Raw genomic sequence first — 23298 nt, 5'->3', positions numbered from 1 at the left:
GGGTGCGGCGCCTGCGAGTTGGCGCCGCACCCCTCGTCGGTCAGTAGGTGTCGGTCTCGCGCTCGTCGGCACGGGCGCTGCGCTCGACAGCCACGGACTGGCCGCGCAGGCTCACGCTCACCTCGTCGGCGCGCACCTCGTGCTGGATGCGGGTTCCCTGCTCACCCTTGTACTCGGTGACGCGGTAGCGCCCGGAGAACGTGATGCGGATGTTGCCGCTGCGCTCGGCCGCCTCGACGAGGTTGGTCGCCTGGCTGCCGCCCACGGCGACGTCGTAAAACACCGCCGGGCCGTCGACGTAGGAGCCGTCCTCCTGGCGGATGCGGTCGCTGACGGCGACTCGGGCGTAGGTGTACGGGCCGCTCTCGCCGGTCCGCAGCGTGGGGGCCTCGGTCAGGTTGCCGGTGCGGGTGATGTAACTCATGGTTCCTCCTGGTTGGGTTGTAACTCTAATAGTACTGTTGGGGGGAATAGGGTTGCTAGGTCTAGTTGCGCACCACCTCCACAGCCTCGTCGTGGTCGACCTCGATCCGCAGCGAGTCGGTCAGGTTCTCCACGTGCAGCGTGTAGCCCTCGGCCGTGCGCTCGACGTACAGCGTGAGGACCGTCCGGCCCTCGTCGTCGTCGAGGTCCACGCGGCCGTAGTCGTCCTCCTCCGTGCGCCTCGGCAGGCCGCCAGGGGTGGCCACGTCGCCTCGGACCCACACGTGGGGCTCCAGCCGGGTGCCGTTGTCGTACGGCGTCAGCCTCGCGCTCATGTCCTCATCCTCTCTAACCCTGTTACCTCTAATAGAACTATTACCGTTGCAGCGAGTCAAGCGGAGGCACGTGCCACGCGCTTGATGTTGTCGGGCCGGAAGCCGGACCAGTGGTCCTCGCCGGTGCCGTCCTCGACGATGCACACGGGGGCCTCGCTGTAGCCCAGGTCCTCGGTGATGTAGGCACGCGCGTCCGGGTTCTCCCGCACGTCGACCTCCACGAACGGCACTCCCTCCTTGGCCAGGGCCTTCTTGGTCAGCGTGCAGCGCATGCAGCTCGGCCCGGTGCTGTAGACGGTCACGGTCAGCATCGTGGGACTCCTCTCATCGCTCATTCTTAGGGATCGTTCCTGATAGCGGAGCAATCACCGGCCGGGCCGGGAGCAGCAACCCGGAGGGCGGCGGGGGAGAGAAGTTCGGCGCGAAATAAGGAGCGCAGCGACGCGTGCCGAAGTTCTCGGCGGAGCCGGCCCGCGAAGCGGGCTTGTGCGGACGGCCCGGCCGGCGATGATGGAGCGCCAGGAACGAACACTGAACGGCTCGTGCAGTCGCCGGCCGGCGGCCGGCCTCCGTCGTACCCCCGCGGGCGCTCCGTCGCCCGCGGGGCCTCGGGGTGCGCGAGGGGTGGCACCCCTCGCCGCCGTCCGCCAGGGCGGCGCGACGTCGCCACCTGCTCGGTCCTGCCATCGTCGACACCTCCCAACTCCATTAGCCCCAATAGTACTATTCGGCTAGGCCGCGTCGCTCTCCTCGGCGGGCTCGGTGATCGCGTCGGCCAGGGTGTGCGCGGCTCGCAGCACGTTCGCCGCGGTGGCCTTGATCGTCTCGGGCTCGCCGTTGCTCCACCCGGCGACGTAGCCGATGCTGTAGGCGCTGGTGTCCAGGCCCAGGATGCCCGCGACGACGTACGCCACCGATTCGGCCTCGGTCTCCGTGACGCCGCGGTGCTGGACGTACTCGGCCGCGTCCTGCTCGGCGTGCAGGATGACGTGTGCCGCCTCGTGCAGCGCCGTCTTGGCGGCCTGGGCGGGGGAGAGGTCCGCGTCGACGACGACGCGGCGAGTGCCGTCGGTCGTGGTGTAGCCGTTGGTCTCGCCGGGGATCGCCTCGCGCTCGACGGTCCAGCCCTGGCCGGTGAGGTAGTCCGTGACGGCGGCGAGGATGCCGAGCGGGTCGTCTCCGCGCAGGCGGTGGGCGAGCGTGCTCGGGTCGTCGGCCTCGGGGTCGATGGGGTCGGTCTGGGCCATGTCGAACACGGACACGGGGAAGAACCTCACACGGCGCTGCTCCTTCTCCTCGCCGGTCTGCTCGTCCTCGACGGTCTCGCGCACGTCGCGGCCGCCGAAGATGCGGATTCCGCGCTCTCCCTTGCGGACCTGGCGGCCGAGCTTCTGCCATGTGCGGTAGCCGGCGACGTGGGTCGCCTCGGGCTTCTGCGCGAGGATCAGCAACAGGTTGTTGATGAAGGCCGGGGAATTGCATCCGATGCAGGATTCAGGGGGTGGAGACCCGAGCGATGCCGCGTAGTCACGGGGACCCGCGTCGTCGGGCACGAGCCCGGGATGAAGCGGCTCGGAGCTTAGAGCGAGGTCTGCCGCCGGTGTGCATCCTGCATCTGATGCATGATAGTGTCATCGGGTGTCGATGCGGGATGTGGATGGTTCGGCGGAGGGGCGGTCGCAGCGCGCGCCGGGTGACCCTGCCGCCCGGTTGCTGATGCCTGGGGTGGCGCTGTTCGCCGCGGAGGAGACGGTGTTGACGGCAATGCTGGAGGGCTGGGAGTTGCAGCAGCGGTCGCGGATGTTGTCTGGATTGACGATCGAGCGGCGGTTGCTCACGGTTCGCCGGTTCGTCTCGTTCACGAACGATTACCCGTGGCGCTGGACGCCGGGCGATGTCGAGGCGTGGACGGCGGAGATGGTCTCGGCGGGTTTGGCGCATTCGACGGTGCGGAATTACCAGATGGCGGTCGCGCTGTTCTGCGGGTATCTGTCCGATGCTCGCTACCAGTGGCACGAGGTGTGCGAACGACACTTCGGGGACGTGCCGGTTCAAATATTCCACGAGTGGAACACCGTCATCCACCGTACCGACTATGAGGGGCGGCCAGGGAACCGGCCGCTGTCGCGTGATGAGCTACAGGCGTTCTTTGACTACTGCGATCAGCGGGTTGGCCAGGTGCGGGCGCGGGGCCGGAAGGGATGGTTGGCGACGTTCCGCGATGCGGCGCTGTTCAAGACGATCTACGCCTGGGGGCTACGGCGCCGCGAAGCGGCGAAGCTGGAGATTGTCGACTGGTCGGCGAATGCCGCGGCTCCCGAGTTCGGCCGGTACGGGGCGCTGGCTGTTCGCTATGGGAAGGCGATGCGGGGCAGCCCGCCGCGCCGTCGCACCGTGTTGACGACCATGGGCTGGGCGGCGGAGGCCCTCGCTGAGTGGGTAGAGGAGGTGCGGCCGCTCTACGACGCCACGGGCACCGCGTTGTGGCCGACCGAGCGCCGTGCCGTCGTCGGCACCGACGCGATCTCGCGGCGGTTCTCCGAGTATCGAGACGCGATCGGACTGGACCGCAATCTCGGCCCTCACTGCCTGCGCCACTCGTTCGCGACGCATCTGCTCGAGGACGGCTTCGACCACCTGTTCGTGCAACAGCAGCTCGGGCACTCCTGGGGATCGACGACCGCGATCTACACCAGCGTCGGGGCCGACTACAAGAACCGAGCCCTGCGGCAAGCTCTTGACCGCGCTTTCCATCCCGAGACCTTGAACCGCGACTAGAGGAGCGACACGATGGCACGCACCCCCCAGCGCCGTCTGGGATACCGATGGCACCTGCGCCGGCTGATGGCTGAGCAGGAGATGTTCGCCACCACGATGCTCGTCCCGTTGCTTGCCGAGCGTGGTGTCCAACTCTCCGAGGCGCAGGTATACCGGCTAGTCACCGGCACCCCGGAACGGTTGAGCCTGCGCACTCTGACCGCGCTCTGCGACATCCTCAGTTGCACCCCGAACGACCTGATCGAGCCCGTCGCCGAGACTGCTGCCGCGAAAGCGACCGGCACCGGCGGGAAACCCGCGCGGGTCTCCGCGAAGGTCACCGCCCGCACTCCGCGGCGAGCGGAGGTCTCACACGCCAAGTGACCGAACAGATCTGTCAGCTCTGCGACCGCACCGCCATGAAGGGACGTGGGCTGTGCTGGAGTTGCGGCAAGGGCATCGGACGAGACCGAGGCAACTGCGCCAGATGCGGGAAGCCCAACCGGCTGCTCGACCATGACGATTGTTGTCGTTGGTGTCGTGAGCTGGCGCGGAAGCGCTGCCAGGACTGCGGCCCGTGCGACGTTCCTCTCGTCGGCGTTGACGGGTCCAGGGTCTGCAACGCCTGCGCACTGCGTCGGGACCTCGACCGTGTGCTTGCCGGGGATGGTGTCCTGGCCCCGCTGCGCGAGTCGATCCTTGCCGCGGAGCCCCTCACGACGCGCCGCTGGCTGGCCCGTACCCGCGAGCTGCTGCAGGACCTCGACACCGGCCGTATTCCGCTCAGCCACGACACGCTCGACCAGTTCCCGCAACGTCGAGCAGCAGAACACCTGCGCGCTCTGCTGGTCGCCACCAGGCTCCTCGCGCCCGACCCGCACCGGAGCTTGCGCCGCCTCGAGACCCGCGTTCCGGACCTGCTCACCTCACTCGATCTCGAACACCGGCGGATCACGACGCGGTGGGTGAACTGGAAGGTCCTGCCCAGGGTACGGGCCCAGCACGAGCAACGGCGGGTCGACACCAGCGCACGAAACGCCACCCGCCAGATCGAGCAGGTCGTCGCCTTTCTCACCACCCTGCAAGAAGCTGGACGACACCTGGGCGAGACGACCCAGCACGATATCGACTCGTGGTTCGCCGGCCACGGAGCAATCCGGCACGTCGTTCGACCGTTCCTGTCCTGGGCCAGGCAGAGCCGCCAACTGCCACAACAGGTCGAGCTCCCGCGCGCCTACGTCGGACAACCCGTCGCCCCGATGGACTCCGAACAACGTTGGCAGATCGCACGCCGGCTGGTCACCGAGGATTCTCTTGATCCCGCGGACCGGATTGCTGCCGCGCTCATCGTGCTCTACGCGCAACCCTTGAACCGCGTCGTCGCGCTCACGATCGACGATGTCACGATCACGCAGACCGGCACGAGCCTGACGCTCGGCACCGATGCACTCGAACTACCTGAGCCGTTCGCGACCGTGATCCGCAGCCTCCCAGTCCGCCGCCGCCACGGCACAGCCGAGAACCTCCCAACCCGATGGCTGTTCCCTGGCAGCCACGCCGGAAAGCACATCACCGCGAACGCCCTCGCAAGCCGACTGCGTAGATCCCTGGGCATCCGGCCACGGCAACTGCGCCTGGCCGCCTCCGAACAACTCACCCGAGAGATCCCACCCGCGATGCTCTCCGGCGTCCTTGGCCTCCATCCACAAACCATCGTCCGCCTCAGCGCGAAAGCCAGCGGCTCCTGGGCGAACTATGCCGCCGACCCGTTGTCGACGTAAGCCGAAGCAAACACGACCCAGTCGCGGAGTCGGTGGATCCAGAGCAAGCGGACCGCGGATCGTGTCGAGCTGCGACCCATCGGCATGGTACTGGCCGACGAACGACGCGAGCTGCTCGAAGGGGTTCGGCGACCGGCGCGGCGACCAACGCGAGAGCTCCCCGAGCCCGCGGAGCGACCGACCACGCGCGTACTCAGCCGTGACGAACTCACGCAACCGAGCGCGCTGCTCAGTGTCCTGGGACAGCGACCTCCCTTTGAGTGGACAGAAGACTCCCCTGTGGGGGCAGCTGGTCTCCGTGTCCGGCGGATAGGTGATCCTTCTTGGCGTCGGTTCAAGGCGATCACCCCGCCTCCGGCGGTGGCCACGGCGAGTGGTTACCCACATCGTCCCGGAGCTCTTCGCTCACTCCCGGCGTTCGCAACCTCCCGAAGAAGAACACCACCTAGTCATCGCTCTTCGCAGAGGCTGGCGACGTGCGTTGGAAGCTCTTCCACTATGTACTGAGCGATGAGCTCGGTATCCGGCGTGCTCGCCCGGCCGCTGATCACGAAGCCACACTCCCCTGAGAAGTCGATGCCAGTGAGCGAGAGCTCCTCCAGATTGTCGGGCTGGGCTACCCGCAGCTCGAAGGCGTCGGGTCCGTTCACGACATCGCCTGAGTCGCCCGAGAACCACGCCTGTGCGTCCGTTGTGTCGAACCTGAGCGCGAAGCCGTTTCCTTCACTGTCCAGGGCCGTGACGCCGATGATGTCGCCGTCGGTCAGTACGCTCTCGGTTGTCAGCCCTACCGGGGAGCCAAGGTTCTCGAAGGCGGCCGCATCTGCGTCCGGAACGGGCTCGAATCCAACGGGTGTCTCCGGTGTGTCGCCGGGGGCGCCCATGCCGACGAGCGTGTCTAGGAGGTCGAACGAGGTCGCGTCGACAATGATCCATTCTTCGGGCCAACTCGGGTCGATCGGAACTCGCGGAAGGTCGCTTGCGGCGACGACCGTGATGCGGCCGGTGGTCAGATCCCGGTCGTAGCCCTCCACGACGGTGTCGACCCAGCCTGCGATGAGGATCGTGTCGGGGTTCTCCAGTTGGCGGGGATCGTCGAAGCTGGTTTCGGTGGCGGTCATGTTCCACCAGCCCTCGCCCGGGACCATCGTGAACGCTTGCGGCGAGGAGAGGTCTGCGAAGCCGTTGGGAGGGGTGACTTGAGCGCTCGGAGCTTCCGTTTCCGGATCGCCCGATTCGCTTGCACTGTCCGAAGGAGAGTCGGCAGGCGGCATGGGTGATGTGAAGAGCACGTTCCCTGCCACCAGAACTCCTGCGACGACTAGGAGAGTCGAGGCGAGCGCGGCTCCGAGGATCAGCCCGCTTCGCCTTCGCTGAAGAGCTCTAGCGCGTCGACGCACTGGATCAGTCGTAGTCATCTGTGCGGTGGGGAGGTCCGCCCGAAGCCATAGTTCCTGCAGTTCATTCTCCAGATCGTGTGTCACTGTCCAATCCTTTCGTGACTGTTCCAGCGTTCCTGCATGCGTTTGAGGGCGCGGTGGGCAGCAACCTTGACAGCGCTCTCGCTGATTCCCAGTTCCTGAGCGGTGTCCGCCACGCTGAGTCCCAGCAAGTAGCGGAGCGCGACGATACTTCGTTGCTTCTGAGATAGCGGCCTCAGCATCTCGGCGAGCACCAGCCGGGCCTCGACGTCGTCGCTGACGTGTCCCTGGGGACGATCAGGAACCGCGTCGACGAGTTCTTCGTGCCGTCGTCGCCGCCACATGTCGACGCGTAGGTTCATGAGCACACGACGCGCGTACCGCATGTGGTCCGCACCTGTGATCCGGTTCCAGTGAAGCAGCATCCGGGCTAGCGTCTCCTGCACCAGGTCCTCGCTGTCCGACCAATCGAGCGTCCGCGCCCACGCCAACCGTGCTAGATCAGGCGTCGCCGCGCGTGCGAACTCCTCGAAGTCGAGCTCCGAACTCTCACTCACAGATCAGTACTCCTTCAGTGGTTGCACGGTCTGCGTGGCCGAGGGTCGGCGGCCTGCCTACGTGGGTCTTTGAAGGTGTAGACGCGGCGAACCCCCCGGCGGTTACATCAGAACGACATCGCCCAATCTCTCGCTTGAGACCGGCAGGCCCAGCCCGGCTACACGTCAATGCTTGAAGGCACACACCCGGGTGCCTCACGACCTACTGTGACTGGCCCCTGAGGTCGGGTCCACACGGCGCGCCGACCCAGCCAGCCGTACGTACCCCGATAGGCGCGGGACCCACCGCTGGTTCACGCGCAATCGCTCTGGGTGCCTGACGAGCAGAACCTGGGTCTGGCTCCCGTCCAGTTGGTCCGAGTGCATGCCAGCTGGGGATCGCCGCGGCCCGGCGCGGTCGTCAGCAGGCAGCCGGCTCGTCCAAACGAGAGCCTCACCGAACCACGACAAGCCGCGCAGCGGGCTTGCCTTCGCGTCCGGGGCGGTTACTCCGAGGACCGTGGGGTGTCGTCCGGCGCGTTGGTGGTTGTGAGCGACAAACTCTGGAAGATGCTGCGCGTACGCATTGCCAACGACGATGCGCTAATTTCTTATGCCTGAAGCCACTGTTCTACACCGGGCAGGTTCCGGTACAACTGAGAATCTTGATCTTGCTAACGTAGACCTGGTAGTTGCCGAACGAGTAGCACTGCTGCTTCGTCGAGACTGGACCACGGACAGTTGACCAACGGGGTGTATACGCGCCGCCCCACCAGTACACGTTTCCGCGCGTGTTCCACGGGCACACCGCAGTGGGAGGGTTGTCAGAGCGAAGGCTGGGCGAGATCGTGTGCGTACCGACACCCGAGCGGCAGAGAGCGTACCAGTTGTCATCGAAGGCCTGGGTATAGGCGAATCTGTAAGACCCAGCGCCACAGTAGTAGGTAGTGCCGGAGGCGATCTCGATCAGATCGAGGGCCTCCTCCAGTTCGCTCATCTGCTCCGGAGTGAGCGGATCGACTTCGCGATCTCCCGCGCTCGACGCGCCGAACGCGGTTCCAGCGGTTCCTGTGGCACTGAGGTCTGCAGCACCCACCAACTCGACGTCCTCAGAGTCGATGAGTGTCCATCCAACGGCTCCGCCGCTGTCGGCGAGCGACTCCACGGCAGCAACCATGTCCGAGGCAAGCGAGTCCACGACCGGGTCCGTCACAGCGAGAACGTACGCAGGATCGTCGAGCAACTGGCTGGACAAGTCATCCGCAGGACTGCCCGGTGGAGCCTCTCCCGGCGGCATCAATGCCTCAGTCGATGCGTTCGCGATGCCCGCGATCGCACCAGTCGCAATCGTAACGACTGACGCTGAAACGACCAGTCTCTGCCACACGGTACGCCCCCTTCGGCTAGAACTAGGGACATAGTGGCCTCGCTCACGGTGCGCCGTCAAGGGGACGACGATCCTCAGAAGTAGTGCCCGTGTAGCGACGGTCGTGCCTCATAAGTGAGTGCACGTCTGGCCGGGACGCTGGAGGGCATGGATCGTGAGTTGTCGATGGCGACACGGACAGAGATCACGGCGAAGTACGCCAGGGCGTATCGGGGCTCTTCGAGGTCGGATCGGTCGCGTCTGCTGGACGAGGTTGTGGCGGTGACCGGCTGGTCGCGTGACAACGCCAGGCGGCGGCTGGCGCAGGCGCTCGGTCCGCGTCCGGTGCGGACCAGGGCGGGTCGTCCACGTAAGTACTCGGCGCAGGCGCTGGCTGTGCTGGAGCGGGTGTGGGCGATCAGCGGCGGTAGCTGCGGCAAGTACCTGGCACCGGCGATGGAACCGCTGCTCGATGCACTGCAGCGGCATGGCGAGCTCGTGGAAGGCAAGCGCGGTTATGACGCGCAGGTGCGGGTCGAGCTGCTGGCGATGAGCCCGGCCACGATCGACCGGTATCTCGCCGCCGCGAAGGCCGGTGGGGCGTTGAAGGGGATCAGCGCGACCAAGTCCGGAACGCTGCTGCGCAACTCGATCACGGTCCGCAAGGCCGGTGACGAGGTCGAGGCCGAGCCCGGGTTCTTCGAGGTCGACACGGTCGCGCACTGCGGGCCGACGTTGAAGGGCGAGTTCGCCCGCACCGTGAACCTGACTGACGTGCTCACCGGGTGGGTGTTCACCATCGCGATCCGGAACAACGCCCGCGTCCACATGCTCGGCGCGCTGGAGCGTGCCGTGAGCACGATCCCGTTCGAGGTCGCCGGCATGGACTGCGATAACGGATCCGAGTTCATCAACCACGACGTGATCGGCTGGGCCGCCGGGCGTGAGGTCTACTTCACTCGCTCCCGGCCCTACCGCAAGAACGACCAAGCCACCATCGAGTCCAAGAACAACCACTTGGTGCGCCGCTACGCCTTCCACTGGCGTTACGACACGCCCGAGGCGCTGGCGCTGCTGAACCAGCTCTGGCCGCTGGTCAACGACCGGTTGAACTACTTCACCCCGACGAAGAAGCCGATCGGATGGGCCAGCACCGCCACCGGGAAACGGCGCCGGATCTACGACCAGCCACGCACCCCGCTAGACCGGCTGCTGGCCGCTGAGACGATTTCAGCTGCACAAGCTGCCCAGTTGCGTGCTCGCCGCGCCGCGATCAATCCCGCCGAGCTCGCCCGCGACATCCAACGCCTCCAGGACAAGCTCACGGGCCTAGCCAAACGGCCCACCGAGGACCTCGCCGACAGCCTCGTCAAACCGCTCCCCGACACCAGGCGCGGCGTCCACACCCGCCGCACAGCATGACCCACCACGCGGGCCTCTACTTATGAGGCACGACACCGCCCACGCGGGCACTTGACATTGAGGCACTGCGGGGGAGACGTGGGCAAGCATCGCGTTGGACCGCCCGCGTCTGAGGCGACCGACTGTTCAATACTCATTGATCATCGTGGAGTGCGACTTCATCCCAGCCCTCGCGACAGCGGAGTGCGAACGCGGCCGACCTGACTTGCGCGATCGCACGTCTAGGGCAGGGGCGAGTAGATTGCCCCGGTTGCGAAGATCGTGACCAAGCCAGCAGCGACAATCACACCAGTCGCTACCGGCGCGACAGTACGATGCCATCCGGCCTTGCGGCGCAGTGCGAGAGTGCCGATCACTACCGGCGCCAATGCTACGAACAGCAGCAGCACCCCTAACACGGCGACGCTGGGCGCTGTGATCTCGTCGAAGAAGTCCACCACCGCGATCGGGCGCCAGATAGTCATCGACGCCATCAGCAACGCCATTGAGGGGATGAGCGCGAGTAGCCCTGACACGAGGCAGCACGCAGCCAACCCCAAGCCGGCCAGCCAGCGGACGCTCAGGCCCGTGTCCGCGGTCGGAACTGAGCTGCTGGAAGTCACGGCAGCATCATCTCACCCCTACCGTAGGCCGGCGTTGTATCCCTCGAAGATGTCGTAGAAACCGACCACGGCGCGCGCGTACCGCTCCGCCTCCGAGCCGGAGCCGTTGTACCTGCGGATGATGTCGAAGATCTCCGTCGACGTGTAGTTGGTCCGCGGCGGACCGCTGACACCGACATCATCGGCCCCCCACATCAGAACCTGGGGCACGGCCGAGAGGTTGTACTCCACGTCGTCGGCAAGGCTGCTCCACACCTGCCACATGTCCGTCGGGCTGTCGGTGTTCAGCGCGTCGCCGGAGGTGAGGAAGTTGTTCGCGAGCGCCCAGTTGTGGGCCGCGATCGCTGTGGCAGCGAAGATCTGTGCGAAGCCAGTGCTGGAGTCCTCGGTGACAGGGATCGGTGCGACGGGAGGCGGGCCGATGGGGTTCTGCTGCCAGATCTCCAGCTCCTCCAGGTACTGGTACCAGTTCCGCACAGCAGTGTCGGAAGCCGTGTCGGCGATGTTGCGCCGCCAGTACTCCCACGCTGCGACGGCCTGGATGAGCGCCTTGCGGATGCCCCACGCACGTGCCAGCGAAGTCACGAGTGCGTCGTTGTACAGGATCGCGGTGACGGTGGCCGGGATACCTCCGTAGGTGGGCAGGATCGGTGGGTCGTACTCGGTGAGCGAGTCCACGTAGTCCTGCAAGTCCGACTCCAGTGCGGAGGTCAGGGTCGGGTCCCAGCCGACGTCGAGCGCTGCGGCGCCCGTAGGGGCCGTGACCGAAGACTGCCCGGCGTCGCGGCCAGAGTAGATGTTGTTGTCGATCTCGATGCTGGAAGCACCAGACCCGACCGTCACGGTGGAGATCTGGTCGAAGGCCCAATTCTCCGGCAGCAGGTAGCCGAGGTTCCCGCTGTACCCGGTGCTCATGCCGGCGACGAAACTGAACTCAGCCAGGCCCTCCTCGGACACCCGGCGGCACACGTTTCGTGTTCCGTAGACCCCGATGCGGTACCTGTCTCCGAGGTGGTGCATCATGCTGGCGATGCCGCGGAAGTGAGGTAGGACACGATTGGCGATGTCGTCGTCGGTGGCGTCGAAGTCGACCGCGAAGTAGATCGTGGTCGCACGCCCGAAGCCGTACCCGGCGGCTGCGTCAACCGCTAGGCGGGCGTCGATGGCGCCCTGCGGCTCTGAGAAGTACAAGGCGCTGGCCGCTGTGGTCTGGTAGATCGGGAAGATCCGCAGCCCGGCCGCGAAGATGTCGGTCAGCTCGCCCGCCTGGATCTTCTTGTTCAGAGCGCCGGCGCCGGAGACATTGGTCAGATAGCGGCCTACGACCTCGCGGCCCTGGGCCGTGAGTGCCCCTGCGCGGGCGGCCGTGACCTGGGTGATGGTGTCGGCTGCCTCGCCGACCCGGTCAGGGTCTCCGTTGGAGACCAGCAGGGAGGACCAGGTCTGGTAGTTGCTCTCACCGGTGACCGGCAGAAGGCAGAAGGTCTGGAAAGCTAAGACCTTCGTCGAGTCGGCGGCGCTAAACGTGCCGTTGAAGTCGGCGTCGTAGGAATTGAAGCGCAAGGCGGCCTGGAACAGGCGGACCAACTTCGAGGCCCCGGAGTCGGCGGATCCGACAGCGACGGTCGGCGCACTGGCGACCGCGGCGCGGGTGCCGGGTCCGTAGTTGCCGTTCGCGCCGGCCACCGCGAGTTGCTCCTGGATGGCATAGACGAGCGCCTTCTGCACGTCACGGGAGTAGCTGCCGTCGGCGGGGATGATCGAGAACCAGGATCGGGACAGGTAGGTGGCGTTCATCCACTGCTGGACCTGCCGAATCGCTGAGGTCCCGGAGCCGACGAGCACGTAGGCGTCCATGTTGAGGATGGCCTTGAACAGTTTCGAGGTGACCGTCCCGGTCTGCGCGACTCCGATGTTCGACTGGATCGCTCTGACTCCTGTCTCGGTCTGGGTGGACCAGCTTCCGGGTAGGGCTCCGTCGCCGCCGTTGTAGCCCTTGGCGTACAGACCCCCGATCAGCAGGTTGTAGATCTGCGCGATCTTCGGGTGCGCGGTCGAGGGTCCGATCGCTCCGATGGCGTCCAGGGCGGCGACCGTGCTTGGGCCGAAGGTGTCCGAGAGGGCGGTGATGCCCAGCTCGTGCTGGAGCGCGCGCGTCAGCGCCCGCATCGTCGGCCAGCCGGTGCGGCCGGTCACCTCGATCGGGTTCCACCCTGTGACGCCCGTGTAGGTGTCATTGAGGTAGTCCTGTACGTTCTCCACCCACGGATCGGACATCTCGCTCCTCACAGTCACAGGACGCGGCCGTCGGCGGTCCCCATCGCCGGGAGCGTACGTCGGGTGCCGCGCATAGCCAGATCGGCAGACTACCAGTGAGGCTGCGGCCTCCGGCGGCGTCGATCCGTTCCCTCCCTTGGTGTGGAGGCGGCCTAGCGCAGCGAGCCGCCACCCGGGGCTTAGATGTTCTGACTCATGACGTTGGTGACGCCGGTTCGCAGTCGTGACGCCGGGGGTCGGTCACCGGCGGCAGTGTGTGCCCGATGGTAGTTGTAGTGGATGTTCCAGGCGCTGATGGCGGCGGTGCGTTCGGCTTCGCTGTTCCAGGCGTGGGCGTAGAGGAGCTCTTCGGCCAGGATGCGCTGGTAGCGCTCGACTTTGCCGTTGTGCCGCGGTGTGTAGGGGCGGGTGCGCTGATGCCGGGAGGCGTGCGCGAGCACGGTCCGGGTGAAGTCCGCTGCGCGGTAGTTGGAGCCGTTGTCGGTGATCACCCGCACGATCCGGGTGATGCCGTGGGCGGCGAAGAAGGCTCGGGCTCGGTGGAAGAAGCCGATCGTGGTCGTGGCGGTCTCGTTGGGCAGCGCCTCGGTGTAGGCCAGGCGGGAGTAGCCGTCGATGATCGAGTGCAGGTAGACGTACCCGGCCCGGGCGCCGGCCTTCTTGGCGGCCCTGGACTTCTTGTGCTGGGCGCTGCCGTGGCCGTGGGCGCGCCAGCCGCCACCGTCGGGGATGCGGCCGACCTTCTTGACGTCCAGGTGCACCATGTGGCCGGCGAACCGTGCGGTGATCGTGCCCACCACCCGGTTGCTGTGCCCCTCAGGGTCCAGATCCTTGCGCCGGTTGATGCCCAACCTGCGCAGCCACCGGCCCACGGTCGCGACCGAGCAGCGGTGGCCGCGGCCGTTCAGCTCCCGAGCGATCTGCCGGGCGGTCCACTTGTGTTCTCGGCGCCAGGTCTCGATCAGGTCCACCACCGCCGGCGCCAGCTGGGTCGGGCGGGCAAACGGCGCGCTGGAGCGATCGATCAAGCCGTCTTCGCCGTCGGCGTCGTAGCGGGCTTTCCACTTCGACAAACAGGCCCGCGAGATCCCTGCCTCGGCGGCCACGTGAGCGATCGGGCGGATCTGGCAGCGCTGGATCAGGCGAAGCCGGCCAGCAGGGGTCAATGGAGCGTTAGCGTGACTCATCGAGGGGTAGGTCCTTCAAGCAGAACGGTCGTAGAGGTACTTCCATCCTGCCGCCGGGGACCTACCCCTCGCTCACACCCCCAGCGTCACCAACCTCATGAGACGCAACACTTAGATCAAACGCATTCACGGAGTTCAGATACGGCGCGCCTGCCAGTACTGTAGCGGTGGAACGCCTGGGCGAACGTGAGGAACCGGGTCCAGGCTTCCGAGCTGCGCAGCTCCTCGACCTGCTCCGCGATCGTGGCGTGCAGGCCCTCGGCCTCGGCGCGTCGCTCCTCGGGGCTCTTGGTGGTCCTGATCTTGCGGGCCATTTCGCTACCTCCTGTAACGGTAATAGTACTAATAGGGTTGTGGTCAGTGCTCGATGCCGGGGTGCGTGCACTCGCAGCAGGCGCGCTCGGTCTTGGCCGCGGGGCACGTCTCGTCGGTCGCGTCGCAGTAGGGGCAGACCTGGTAGGGCGTGAGCGTGGCCGGGGTCGGCTCGACGATGGCCGTGCCGGGGTGGTCGGCGTGGTGGTGCTGGCGCCACTGGCTGAGCATCCGGGCGGTGTCCTCCTGGGTGCGGTGCTCGGGGTGGTTCCATCCGCACGAGCACTCGACCCACCACACGGGCTCGCCGGCGGTGCTGCTGGTGCAGATGAGGGCGGTCGGTGCGGTCGTGGTGCTCATGGTGACGGGCTCCTCGGGGGTGCTGGTGGCTGTTGCTTCCCCTCCACGTTTTCTTGCCGTGAAGGCACGAATGTGCCGCTAGGGAGTGCCGGCCGGAGTGCAAGAGACCGTGGAATACCGGACTGAGCGCAGCGAGGGAGGATATGCCGCGAAAGCTCTTGCGCGTAGGTCGGCCGACCGTATGCTGCCGAAGGCTTCACGGCGAGAAAACGAGCGCCGTAGGCGCGATGCTGCCGGCCGCGCAGCGGCCGTCGGTCACGGCCCGCAGGGCCGCTCGCGGAGCGCGAGGGCGCAGCTCTCGCCGGTGACGAGCGTGAGCGCTCGTGGGTGCCCTGCTCGGCCGTCCCCACTGTGTGCAGGCCGGCCCCGGCGATCGCCGGGCTGTGCCCATTGGGGGCGGGGGAGTCCTGACGGGCTCAGGCGATGCGCACGGCTCCGAGAACCGACATGAGCACCTGCTCGGCCGACGACACGTCGTCGTCGGCAGGGGGCCGGGGTCGCTGGGCTCGACCATCGCGCTCGTCCTCGACGATTCGGCGGGCCTCGCGCCAGTCGAGACGTCCGTCGGCTCGACGTGGGTGCGGGCCATAGGCGTGGGTGCCGGCGTCGGGGGTGAGCACGAGCGCGAGCTGCCCTCGACCGGGGCGGTGCTTGGCGCCGGGTCGCCGCGGTGCTCGCATCCATGCGTCCTCGGCCTGCCACCAGGCCCACAGCTCACGCTCGACGGCGTACCTGTGTGCTCGGTCGTCGAGGCGGCCGTCGACGTCGAGACGGCGCGCGGCCGCGGTGCGGTGGTCGGTGCGGTGTCGACGCCAGCCGTGGCGCGATCGCACGAGCACGCCGGCCGACACGAGCCGGTCGAGGATGCGGGCGGTGCGTTCGGGGGAGTCTCCGGTCCGAGCTGACAGCTCGTCGAGGTCCTGGGGTTCGGTGGTGGTCCTGGCGTAGGTGTTCCCAGCGTGGTGTCCCAGCCCCGGTGCCATCGTGAACAGGTCGTGCGTGGCGTCACCCGAGCGCGCGCTGAGCGTGGCGAGGAGGGCGGATCGTTCGGCGGCCCCGGCCCCTGCGGGGCGCGGGTCCGCTTGTGACCGATCTATATCGGCAGGAGTGTGGATAACCGAGTCGGGGCCGATCGTCCAGTGCGCTCCGTGCGGGCCGGCGGCCTCCTGGGCCTGGGCGATCCATCCGTCCGCTGAGAGGCGCAGGAGCGCCGTGCGGGCCGTTTCCCGGCCGACCCCTGCCAGGAGTGCCAGGCGGCGGGTGTCGGCCTCCACAGCGCCGCTGAGGGCCTGTAGCGCGAGGATGCACAGGACGTCGAGCACGCGCCGGTCGGCTGGGCCGCCTCCGGTGGTCCAGCGGCCGGCGCTGGCGTCGGCACGGCCCTGTACGTCGCGCACGTGCGCGGCGATCGCGTCGGCGCGGGCGTCGAAGGTGGGATCGTCCCCGATCTGGCGGGGCGAGCTGGCCACGTGCCTGACGGCCTTGTCCCACTGGCGGCGCAGGACGCGCGCTGCGTCGACGGGGCCGCGGGGCCGGCGCTGGCTGCGGTCTCGGTAGGTGCGCACGTGCTCTAGGCCGGGGGAGTCCTCGACGAGCGCGGCGACGTCGGCGTGACGCCACCGTGCGGCGGCGGCGCCGATCAGGACGCGCCACAGCACGGCTGAGGCGTCGCCGGAGGCGGCGTCCTCGCGGAGGGCGGCGGCCGAGACGGCCGGCAGCTCGCGCCGCGGTCCTGGCAGGTAGAGCCGGGAGTGGTCGTCGAGGGGGACGGGCCTGTGCGGGTCGAGGTCGTGGGCGGGCTCGGCGTCGTCGACGAGCTGCGCCAGGGCCTCGACGAGCCGCCGCACCTGCTCCGCGGTGCCTGTGGGGCTCGTGAGAGCGTCCAGGACGCCTGAGAGCACGGTGGAGCGGCCGCCGGCACGGTGTGGGGCGCCTGGTGGCCGCACACAGCCCGTGGCAGCGTTGCTGAGCGGGGAGAGGTCGAGCGAGGGGCACACGTGGCGCGCCAGGCGCGCGAGCGTGGCCACGGTCTCGGCGTCGACGCTCTCCGCGAGGGCCGTCCACACGTGGCGGCCGCCGGTGGGGCCGGACTCGCACACCACGGCGTCGAGACCGACGTCGTGCAGGAGCCCGCACAGCACGTCGGCGTCACGAGCGGCGGCCGGCGCGCTGCCGGCGCTCTTGGCGTCGAGGTCGAAGCACAGCAGCCTGAACCGCCGATCGGTGCCGGCGAGGTAGACGGCCCACGGTTGGGCGGGCTCGTCGCCGTCGACGCGGCGGTGGCCGGTGTACTCGTTGAGCACCTGGCCGTAGGCGTCCACGCCGGCGACGCGCACGACGGGGCGCGGGCTCAGCGCCGCGGTGAGTCGCCACGGCGCGCCGGGATCGGCGTGTGCATGTGCTTCGTCAGGGTGTGCCTGTATGATGGCAGCAACCTCCTAGGACTAGGAGTAGATAGGTCCCGGCCTAGCCAGCCGGTCCTCATATCGCTTGATCTGGTCTCTGTCGCCAAACTTCGACAGATCAGGCGCTCAGCTTCCGAACCCCCGCCCCGCCAAGGGCGGGGGTTCGCTCGTTCATGCGCTACGTCGCTCGATCCTCCCCTCACGGGTGAGGCCGGGCAGGGTGTCCCCAGACTTGGGGAGGTCCCAGCCTTCGGGGAGTCCGTCGGCGCCGGGCTTGCCGGCCCGGATCGCGGCCTCCACGATCGCCCAGATAGGCGCGTTCGCGCGGGCGGCGTAGTCGTCGATCAGCTCCTTGACCTCGGGCGCGACGAATAGGTTGAGAGCAACCTTCGGCGTTCCCCTGGGGCGGCGGTACTGACTGGACATGCCTCTACCGTACCGAGTGATCTACATCTACAACGAGCGACACGCGGGGGAGTTCACACCAGGTCGATGCGGCAGATGACGTCTCCGAGCCGGAGCGTGGTGCCGGGCGCGAGGACGTAGGGCACGTGTGCCTCGAACAGGCGCGGCGGGTTCGTCTGAGACTCGGTGCCGTTGCCGCTGCCGTGGTCGGTGACGAGGATGCGCCCGTGCTCGTCGACGTCGACGAGCACGTGGGTGCGCGAGAGCATGCGCTGCGGGCTGCGGACCTGGATCGGCCGGCGGCCGCCGACGGCCTCGGGGTTGCGGCCGAGCGCGACGTTCTCTGCGACGTCGACCGGGCTCTGCGAGCTGAACGTGAGTCGGAGCGTGGCACGCGGCTTGGGTGTCGTGGTCAGCGGCCGAGCGCGGGTGAGGTCCAGCTCGTCGACGGCGGAGGCGTCGGGCACGATCGCCTCGGCGGCGATCGGGTCTGCCTCGACGCGGTGCGGCTCGTCGACGCCGCACTGAGGGCATGTGGTGGACGTGACGGCCTGTAGCCGCCGGCAGCGCCGGCAGCGGCCCTCATGGACGCTGAGGCCGTCTGCCGGCGGGATGAGACCGGCGTCGCTGACCGCCTGCACGATGCCCTCGGGCCGGACGGCGAGCGTCCAGGTCTGGGCGACGTCGGTCACCGTGACGCGCACGGGTCGGTGCAGTCGGTTGGCGATCGCCACGCAGCGGGCAATCATGCCGGTGCGCAGCTCGTTGACGCCGGCGGCGGCGCAGGTCCGCCCGGTGCCGTTGATGGTGATGGTGCCGGTGCCGTCGGCTCGCACCGTGGCGCTGATCCGCGGCCAGTCCGCGACGCGCTCGGCGCCGCGGAGGGCCTGCGTGGCGTTCATAGCCCGCGGGCGACCGCCGCGGCGGCGGCCAGCCAGGCTCGCTGTGTCCCTGGACGCAGCGAGCCGTATCGCAGGAGGCCGTCGACCATCGCGGGGTCGAAGGGCACCGTGACGGCTTCACGCGCGATCGCGCGGTAGCCGTCGGCCACACGGGCGACGTCCGCCGGCGGAGCCTTGGAGTCCGCCTGCGTGACGACGACGACGGCCTGCTCGGCCAGCCGGGCCGAGCGCTCGTCGCGGTCCGAGAGCGCTTCGAGCAGGAGTGCGCCGGCCTCGGCGTGGTCGTCGCGCGTGGTGGTGGCCACCACGAGCTGGTCGGTCCGGTCGATCATGCGCAGCCACATCGGGTCGGACTCGTCGTTGCCGCTGTCGATGAACACAAGCCGGTAGTACTTGCTGGCGACGGCGTGGATCGCGTCGACGTCCTCGGGCTCGACGCGCTGCTCGTGCGCCAGGGCCGTCGGCTTGCTCCGCAGCACGTCGAACCGGTCGCGGGTCTGGTGGTGGACGAACCGCGCAAGGTCCGCGGCCTGGGCGCTCGGGCTCAGCAACCGCTCGACCTGGGGCAGCAACTCGAGGAGGGTCGCGTCATGTGGTCCCTGCTCGGTGCGCCAGCCCAACGTCCCGCGCGTTTGATTGTTGTCCCACGTGAGCACGCCAGCGCCGCCGTAGCGTGCGAACACGGCGGCGAGGAGGACGGTGCTCGGCGTCTTGCCGGCGCCGCCCTTGGAGTTGACGATCGCGATCGTGCGCGGGCCGGGCCAGTGCTGGGAGACCGCCGCGATATCCGCGCGCTCGGCACGCTCGGCCTCGCTGGGGCTCAGTCGCAGACCGGCACGGGTCAGGAGCCCGCGCCACCCCTGGGCAGCGGGCTCCTCGGCCTGCTCCTGGGTGAGGAACGACTGACGCCGCTCCCGGCGCGTGGGGTACGGGGTGCTGAGGTGCGACAGCTCCTCGGCCTGCTCGGCGGCCGAGCGGACCCATCCGCGGCTGTGAGCGCTGGTCTCCGCCTCGGTCGCCTCAGGCTCGGTGGCCACGGGGTGGCCCACGGGCTCCGGGGCGGGCGGCTCGACGGGAGGAACGGTCAGCTCGTGGGCGGGTGCCGCGGGAGGGCTCGGCTCCGTCCGTGCGATCACCTGGGGCTCGGCCGGCGGCCGCGGCCGGGCGGCGGCGCCGACGTCCTCGGCAACGGTGCCGTCACCGTGGATGATGATCGGCCACTCACCCTCGGGGTCGCGGGTGAGTGCGCGCAGCGGTCGGCCGAGCTGCGCAGCTCGCTGGGCGATGAGCGCGACGACCTGGGGCCGCGCCTCGTCGACGTTCTGCGCGTTGATAGTCTGCACGCTGCCGCCGATCGAGACCTCTGCGGTGCCGTCCTCGTGCAGCGTGGCCTCGACGCGCGGCCAGGTGGCCGCTTCTGTGGTGGTGCTCATGGTGTTCTCCTGCCTATCCGAGCGTGATTCCGACCTCGGACATGAACTGTTCGGGGTCTACGGGGGAGCCGTTGACGTGCACCTCGAAGTGGAGGTGCGGGCCGGTCGACCAGCCGGACGAGCCGACTCGTCCGATCTGCTGGCCAGCGACGACGCGATCGCCGGTGCTGACGAGCACGCCGCTGGCCCACATGTGCTTGTAGCGGGTCATGACGCCGCCGCCGTGGTCGACGTCGATCGTCCAGCCACCGTTGCTGTCGGTGTAGACGTCGATGACAACGCCGTCTTGCGCGGCCCAGATCGGGCCGCCGTCGCCGCCTCCGCCGAAGTCCACGCCGGCGTGCAGCCGGGTGAACGAGCCGGTGACGGGATCGGTGCGCATCCCGAACCGCGAGGTGATCGGTCCGGCCGCCGGCTGTGCCCAGCCCTCGGCGCTGACCTGGCCGGGTGTGGTCGACTCGCAGCCAGGGGTGACGACGCCGCCGGCGTCGGGCTTGATGTTCAGATGAACATGGTCGAAGTGGTTCTCGGTGTCGGAGCCGCGGTCCTCCATCGCGCGCCAGCCCTCGTCGGCGCGGTCCGCGGACCAGATTTGCTGCCACCAGATGATGTAGTCCACGCCGAGCTGGTCGGCGTTGTCGATGAGGTACTGCGCCAGGCGGTCGCCGGTGGCGCGGCCGTCGGCAATGTCGTTGGTCATGAAGTCGAGCGCGAGGCCGCTCGGGTGCCCGTTGGGGTCGCGGGCCGACTCGCGGTAGCCGCCGACGGTGACGATGCCGAACATCGGTCCGACGGTGTTCGCCACGATCGCGGTCTGCGGCCGGACGTCTCCGAGCGGGTACTGCGAGGACGTGACCGGCTGCTCGCCGGTCGCGATGCCCTGGACGCCGCTGAGCCCTTCGACGACCTGAACGGCCGCGGGCCAGTAGCGCGTGTAGTGGTAGGGGTCGGCGTTCCGCTGCACCCGGTGAGCCGCGATCGTGGGTTCCAGCGTGTCGCGGTCCTGAATCGTCATCAGGACGCGGAAGAAGTTCGTCGACGAGATGAATGGGTCCATCCGGTCGGAGTACGAGCCCCAGGCGCCGTTGTCTCGCTGCTGGAACAGCCCGCGGGAGTCGGGTCCTACCGCATCGCCGTAGTCGATGACGCGCAGGCTGGACTCGCCCATCGCGGTCATGACGCCGATCGTCTGGTCACGCGCGGACAGGCCGAGAGCGTTCGCTGCCTGCATGATCCACGCGGCGTTGACGAGCTGCTCGTGGTTGTAGCCGGCGATGGGCGTGTCAGGAACGGAGTCAGGGTCGATCGTGATGCCTGGCTGCTGCGAGCCGGGCAGGCACAGATCGTCGCTGTCGTCGCCACCCAGCAGGATGAGGCTGAGCACGAGGCCCAGGACCAGGGCGGGGACGAGCGCGGCGACGACGAGGACGCCTGACTTCCGTTCGGGCATGACTAGTTGACCTCCTCCACGGGGGTGATGCGGCTGACGAGCCACGGCGCGTCGGCGTTCTTGCGGTTGAGCACGAGCTGATAGCGCCCGGCGTCGGTCGGGACCTCGACGGTGGCCACGTACGCGCTGGCGTCGTTGACGATGAAGCCCTCTCCGGTCACCTCCCGCACCGGGATGTTCGCGGGGTCGACGTAGGCGTAGTCCTCGGCCGCCTCGGGGGTGAGCAGTGGTTCAACGCCGGCCCACCAGGTGTCGTAGTCGAGGTCGGGCCGGGCGAAGGCCGTCATGGCGGCCTCGGCCGCGTCGACCACGGCGACACGAGATGCCTCATCCCACTCCGGCACGGGCTGGGGTTCGACCGTCTCGCCGGTGTCCTCGTCGACGAGCCCGCTCGGCGGCGGCGTGAACTGGTCGAGGTCGGGCATCGTGGGACTAGCCGAGCTGGTCACGGTCGGTGTTGGGGTAGGCCCCTCGTCCTGACCGGTGCAACCGACCAGGACGAGGGCCGCTGCGAGAGCGACGCCCCCGATCGCCACACGTCGCATCTCAGTCCTTCCCCTCGTGCCCTCGGCGCGAGGGCACGTTCGCGCCCTGGCGCATCGTCTCTTTCAGCTCGTCGCGGATGACCCTCCACGTCGAGCCGAGCTTGTAGCCCGGGATCACCCCGTCACGGAGCCAGGCGTACGTGTTCTGCCGACTGATGTTCAGGACCTCGGCTACCTCCTCGACGCTCAACGTCTCCGGGCGCCCAGCGAACAGCGCATCGAGGGCTTCGGTGCCTCGTGCCTCGTTCACCGCGCGCATCCACGCTGCTCGTCGCATGCCCCCATGATAGACGATCCCGCTACGATCCGACAGGATCGCCTACGATCCGATAGATACCGCATGATGTTGCTTCCTTCCGCTACCGGTGCCATGATGTGATAGAGGGACACTCGTAGAACCATTATCGGGAAGGAATCGCGTCGTGTCAGATGGCAGCAACCCGTGGCTCTCGCGGCCGACGGAGCCGGAGCACGCCGTTCCGGTCGTGACAGAGAGCGCGGTGCGGCCGCCGACCGGCCCGGTGGCGCCGCAGCGCGGCGTTCCGAGCCCGGATCGCGCCGACCAGCTCGCCTCGTACGACCAGGCCCAACCTGCCGATCTGTGGTGGCTGGGCGTGCACGGCGGAGCGGGGGAGTCGAGCCTGGCTGCCCTCGTGCCCGAGTGGCGCGCCGCAGACCACGGATGGCCGCGGCCGCCGGGCTCGGCGCCCGCACGGGTCGTCCTCACCGCGAGGTCGAACATGCGTGGCCTGCGTGCAGCGCAGACCGCCGCCACGCAGTGGGCCTCGGGCATCGTGCCGCACGTCGAGGTCCTGGGCCTGGTCATCGTCTCCGATGCTCCCGGCCGTCTGCCCCGGCCGCTGCGCGAGTTCGCGCAGCTCGTCAGCGGCGGACTTCCACGGACCTGGACGGTGCCGTGGATCGACTCGTGGCGGCTGGGGGAGACCCCCACTCTCCCCGACTCGCCGCGTGCCGTTCGTCGTCTCGTCGACGAGCTGCACGCAATCCTCGAACCAGGTGCCGCCGGCACCGCCAACTGAAAGGAAACTCCATGAGCACGCTTCTCACCATCGCCGGGTCGGTGGGCGACTTCCTCGCCACCGTGCCGCAGCAGGTCATCGCGCAGGTGCCCGACCCCGACCCGATCCAGCCGCCGGGCACGGAGGGCTTCAACTCGATCATGGGCTGGGCGAAGTGGGTCGCCCTGGCGGTCTGCATCCTCGGTCTGTTCGCCGCGGGTGCGCTCATGGCGATCCAGTCGCGCCGCGGTGAGGGCGGCGAGCACGTCGGCAAGATCGGCATGGCGCTCGGTGGCGTCATCATCATCTCCGCTGCTGCCGCGCTCGTCGGCTTCCTCACCACCTAATCGGGAGGGCGAA

26 protein-coding genes are annotated in these 23298 nt (G+C 68.4%); 7 read left to right on the top strand and 19 right to left on the bottom strand.

The annotated features are described in order from the left end of the window. Positions 1–40: 40 nt before the first annotated feature. The 4 genes from HMI60_RS20445 to HMI60_RS20430 form a co-directional block, all read right to left on the bottom strand. A complete protein-coding gene (locus HMI60_RS20445) occupies positions 41–424 on the bottom strand; it encodes a single-stranded DNA-binding protein (protein ID WP_108720360.1) in 384 nt (127 codons plus the stop codon). A 61-nt stretch (positions 425–485) separates the two neighbouring features. Further along, on the bottom strand, positions 486–758 hold the full coding sequence (locus tag HMI60_RS20440; protein ID WP_193591241.1) for a hypothetical protein: 273 nt from the start codon (positions 756–758) through the stop codon (positions 486–488). A gap of 56 nt (positions 759–814) precedes the next feature. Next, positions 815–1093: a glutaredoxin family protein gene (locus HMI60_RS20435; RefSeq protein WP_305082347.1), complete on the bottom strand. Its 279-nt coding sequence runs from the start codon at positions 1091–1093 to the stop codon at positions 815–817. A 396-nt stretch (positions 1094–1489) separates the two neighbouring features. Further along, the gene (locus HMI60_RS20430; RefSeq protein WP_193591240.1) at positions 1490–2311 is read right to left on the bottom strand and encodes an ArdC-like ssDNA-binding domain-containing protein; all 822 of its coding nucleotides are present in this window, start codon (positions 2309–2311) and stop codon (positions 1490–1492) included. A gap of 91 nt (positions 2312–2402) precedes the next feature. Here HMI60_RS20430 and HMI60_RS20425 point away from each other — a divergent pair, with 91 nt between their 5' ends. Genes HMI60_RS20425 through HMI60_RS20415 form a run of 3 tightly spaced genes read left to right on the top strand, consistent with a single transcriptional unit; the run spans position 2403 to position 5296 of the window. After that, positions 2403–3536: a tyrosine-type recombinase/integrase gene (locus HMI60_RS20425; RefSeq protein WP_227453747.1), complete on the top strand. Its 1134-nt coding sequence runs from the start codon at positions 2403–2405 to the stop codon at positions 3534–3536. 12 nt (positions 3537–3548) lie between these two features. Beyond that, a complete protein-coding gene (locus tag HMI60_RS20420) occupies positions 3549–3899 on the top strand; it encodes a helix-turn-helix transcriptional regulator (RefSeq protein ID WP_156250920.1) in 351 nt (116 codons plus the stop codon). Then, entirely contained in the window at positions 3896–5296 is a 1401-nt protein-coding gene (locus tag HMI60_RS20415) for a hypothetical protein (protein ID WP_156250919.1), read from the top strand. The genes HMI60_RS20420 and HMI60_RS20415 overlap by 4 nt, the downstream gene beginning before the upstream one ends. Positions 5297–5745: 449 nt before the next feature. Here the strand turns inward: HMI60_RS20415 and HMI60_RS20410 are convergent, their stop codons facing one another. From HMI60_RS20410 to HMI60_RS20400, 3 genes are all read right to left on the bottom strand, one after another. Then, the gene (locus tag HMI60_RS20410; RefSeq protein WP_156250918.1) at positions 5746–6600 is read right to left on the bottom strand and encodes a hypothetical protein; all 855 of its coding nucleotides are present in this window, start codon (positions 6598–6600) and stop codon (positions 5746–5748) included. A 176-nt stretch (positions 6601–6776) separates the two neighbouring features. Next, positions 6777–7274 (bottom strand): SigE family RNA polymerase sigma factor, encoded by a 498-nt coding sequence (locus tag HMI60_RS20405; RefSeq protein ID WP_156250917.1) that lies wholly within the window; start codon positions 7272–7274, stop codon positions 6777–6779. A 610-nt stretch (positions 7275–7884) separates the two neighbouring features. Further along, positions 7885–8640 carry a hypothetical protein gene (locus HMI60_RS20400; protein ID WP_193591239.1) on the bottom strand — a complete coding sequence of 252 codons (756 nt, stop codon included), beginning with the start codon at positions 8638–8640 and terminating at the stop codon, positions 7885–7887. Positions 8641–8787: 147 nt separating this feature from the next. On the opposite strand from HMI60_RS20400, the gene HMI60_RS20395 reads away from it, so the two are divergent. Then, positions 8788–10041 carry a transposase family protein gene (locus HMI60_RS20395; RefSeq protein WP_227453745.1) on the top strand — a complete coding sequence of 418 codons (1254 nt, stop codon included), beginning with the start codon at positions 8788–8790 and terminating at the stop codon, positions 10039–10041. 221 nt (positions 10042–10262) lie between these two features. Here the strand turns inward: HMI60_RS20395 and HMI60_RS20390 are convergent, their stop codons facing one another. The 10 genes from HMI60_RS20390 to HMI60_RS21305 all read right to left on the bottom strand — a co-directional run bounded on the left by HMI60_RS20390 (position 10263) and on the right by HMI60_RS21305 (position 20306). Beyond that, positions 10263–10643 (bottom strand): hypothetical protein, encoded by a 381-nt coding sequence (locus HMI60_RS20390; RefSeq protein WP_156250915.1) that lies wholly within the window; start codon positions 10641–10643, stop codon positions 10263–10265. An 18-nt stretch (positions 10644–10661) separates the two neighbouring features. Further along, positions 10662–12920: a glycoside hydrolase domain-containing protein gene (locus HMI60_RS20385; protein WP_156250914.1), complete on the bottom strand. Its 2259-nt coding sequence runs from the start codon at positions 12918–12920 to the stop codon at positions 10662–10664. Positions 12921–13099: 179 nt separating this feature from the next. Further along, the gene (locus HMI60_RS20380; RefSeq protein ID WP_193591238.1) at positions 13100–14107 is read right to left on the bottom strand and encodes an IS481 family transposase; all 1008 of its coding nucleotides are present in this window, start codon (positions 14105–14107) and stop codon (positions 13100–13102) included. A 116-nt stretch (positions 14108–14223) separates the two neighbouring features. Next, positions 14224–14421 (bottom strand): hypothetical protein, encoded by a 198-nt coding sequence (locus HMI60_RS20375; RefSeq protein ID WP_193591256.1) that lies wholly within the window; start codon positions 14419–14421, stop codon positions 14224–14226. Between the two features lie 43 nt (positions 14422–14464). Continuing rightward, entirely contained in the window at positions 14465–14779 is a 315-nt protein-coding gene (locus tag HMI60_RS20370; RefSeq protein WP_108720358.1) for a hypothetical protein, read from the bottom strand. 416 nt (positions 14780–15195) lie between these two features. Then, positions 15196–17115 carry a hypothetical protein gene (locus tag HMI60_RS20365; RefSeq protein ID WP_136340944.1) on the bottom strand — a complete coding sequence of 640 codons (1920 nt, stop codon included), beginning with the start codon at positions 17113–17115 and terminating at the stop codon, positions 15196–15198. Positions 17116–17355: 240 nt separating this feature from the next. Next, entirely contained in the window at positions 17356–17610 is a 255-nt protein-coding gene (locus HMI60_RS20360) for a hypothetical protein (RefSeq protein ID WP_108720356.1), read from the bottom strand. Between the two features lie 53 nt (positions 17611–17663). Further along, entirely contained in the window at positions 17664–18491 is an 828-nt protein-coding gene (locus tag HMI60_RS20355) for an FHA domain-containing protein (RefSeq protein WP_108720355.1), read from the bottom strand. After that, a complete protein-coding gene (locus HMI60_RS20350) occupies positions 18488–19924 on the bottom strand; it encodes an AAA family ATPase (RefSeq protein ID WP_108720354.1) in 1437 nt (478 codons plus the stop codon). The genes HMI60_RS20355 and HMI60_RS20350 overlap by 4 nt, the downstream gene beginning before the upstream one ends. Before the next feature lie 13 nt (positions 19925–19937). Further along, the gene (locus HMI60_RS21305) at positions 19938–20306 is read right to left on the bottom strand and encodes a M23 family metallopeptidase (RefSeq protein ID WP_259788112.1); all 369 of its coding nucleotides are present in this window, start codon (positions 20304–20306) and stop codon (positions 19938–19940) included. 342 nt (positions 20307–20648) lie between these two features. On the opposite strand from HMI60_RS21305, the gene HMI60_RS21300 reads away from it, so the two are divergent. After that, entirely contained in the window at positions 20649–21359 is a 711-nt protein-coding gene (locus HMI60_RS21300; RefSeq protein WP_370584112.1) for a hypothetical protein, read from the top strand. Positions 21360–21376: 17 nt separating this feature from the next. On the opposite strand, the gene HMI60_RS20340 is transcribed toward HMI60_RS21300, so the two are convergent. Together HMI60_RS20340 and HMI60_RS20335 are read right to left on the bottom strand one after the other, a co-directional pair. After that, the gene (locus HMI60_RS20340) at positions 21377–21799 is read right to left on the bottom strand and encodes a hypothetical protein (protein WP_227453744.1); all 423 of its coding nucleotides are present in this window, start codon (positions 21797–21799) and stop codon (positions 21377–21379) included. 121 nt (positions 21800–21920) lie between these two features. Beyond that, positions 21921–22169 (bottom strand): helix-turn-helix domain-containing protein, encoded by a 249-nt coding sequence (locus tag HMI60_RS20335; RefSeq protein ID WP_370584111.1) that lies wholly within the window; start codon positions 22167–22169, stop codon positions 21921–21923. A 172-nt stretch (positions 22170–22341) separates the two neighbouring features. Between HMI60_RS20335 and HMI60_RS20330 the strand changes: the two genes are divergently transcribed. Then, the gene (locus HMI60_RS20330) at positions 22342–22959 is read left to right on the top strand and encodes a DUF6668 family protein (RefSeq protein WP_108720351.1); all 618 of its coding nucleotides are present in this window, start codon (positions 22342–22344) and stop codon (positions 22957–22959) included. A gap of 11 nt (positions 22960–22970) precedes the next feature. After that, positions 22971–23285 (top strand): hypothetical protein, encoded by a 315-nt coding sequence (locus HMI60_RS20325; RefSeq protein WP_064846228.1) that lies wholly within the window; start codon positions 22971–22973, stop codon positions 23283–23285. Positions 23286–23298 lie beyond the last annotated feature (13 nt).

Origin of the sequence: Paenarthrobacter sp. YJN-D (assembly GCF_015040335.1) — a bacterium.
GTDB classification, from domain to species: Bacteria; Actinomycetota; Actinomycetes; order Actinomycetales; family Micrococcaceae; genus Arthrobacter; species Arthrobacter nicotinovorans.
This window is presented reverse-complemented; position numbering and strand designations above follow the sequence as displayed.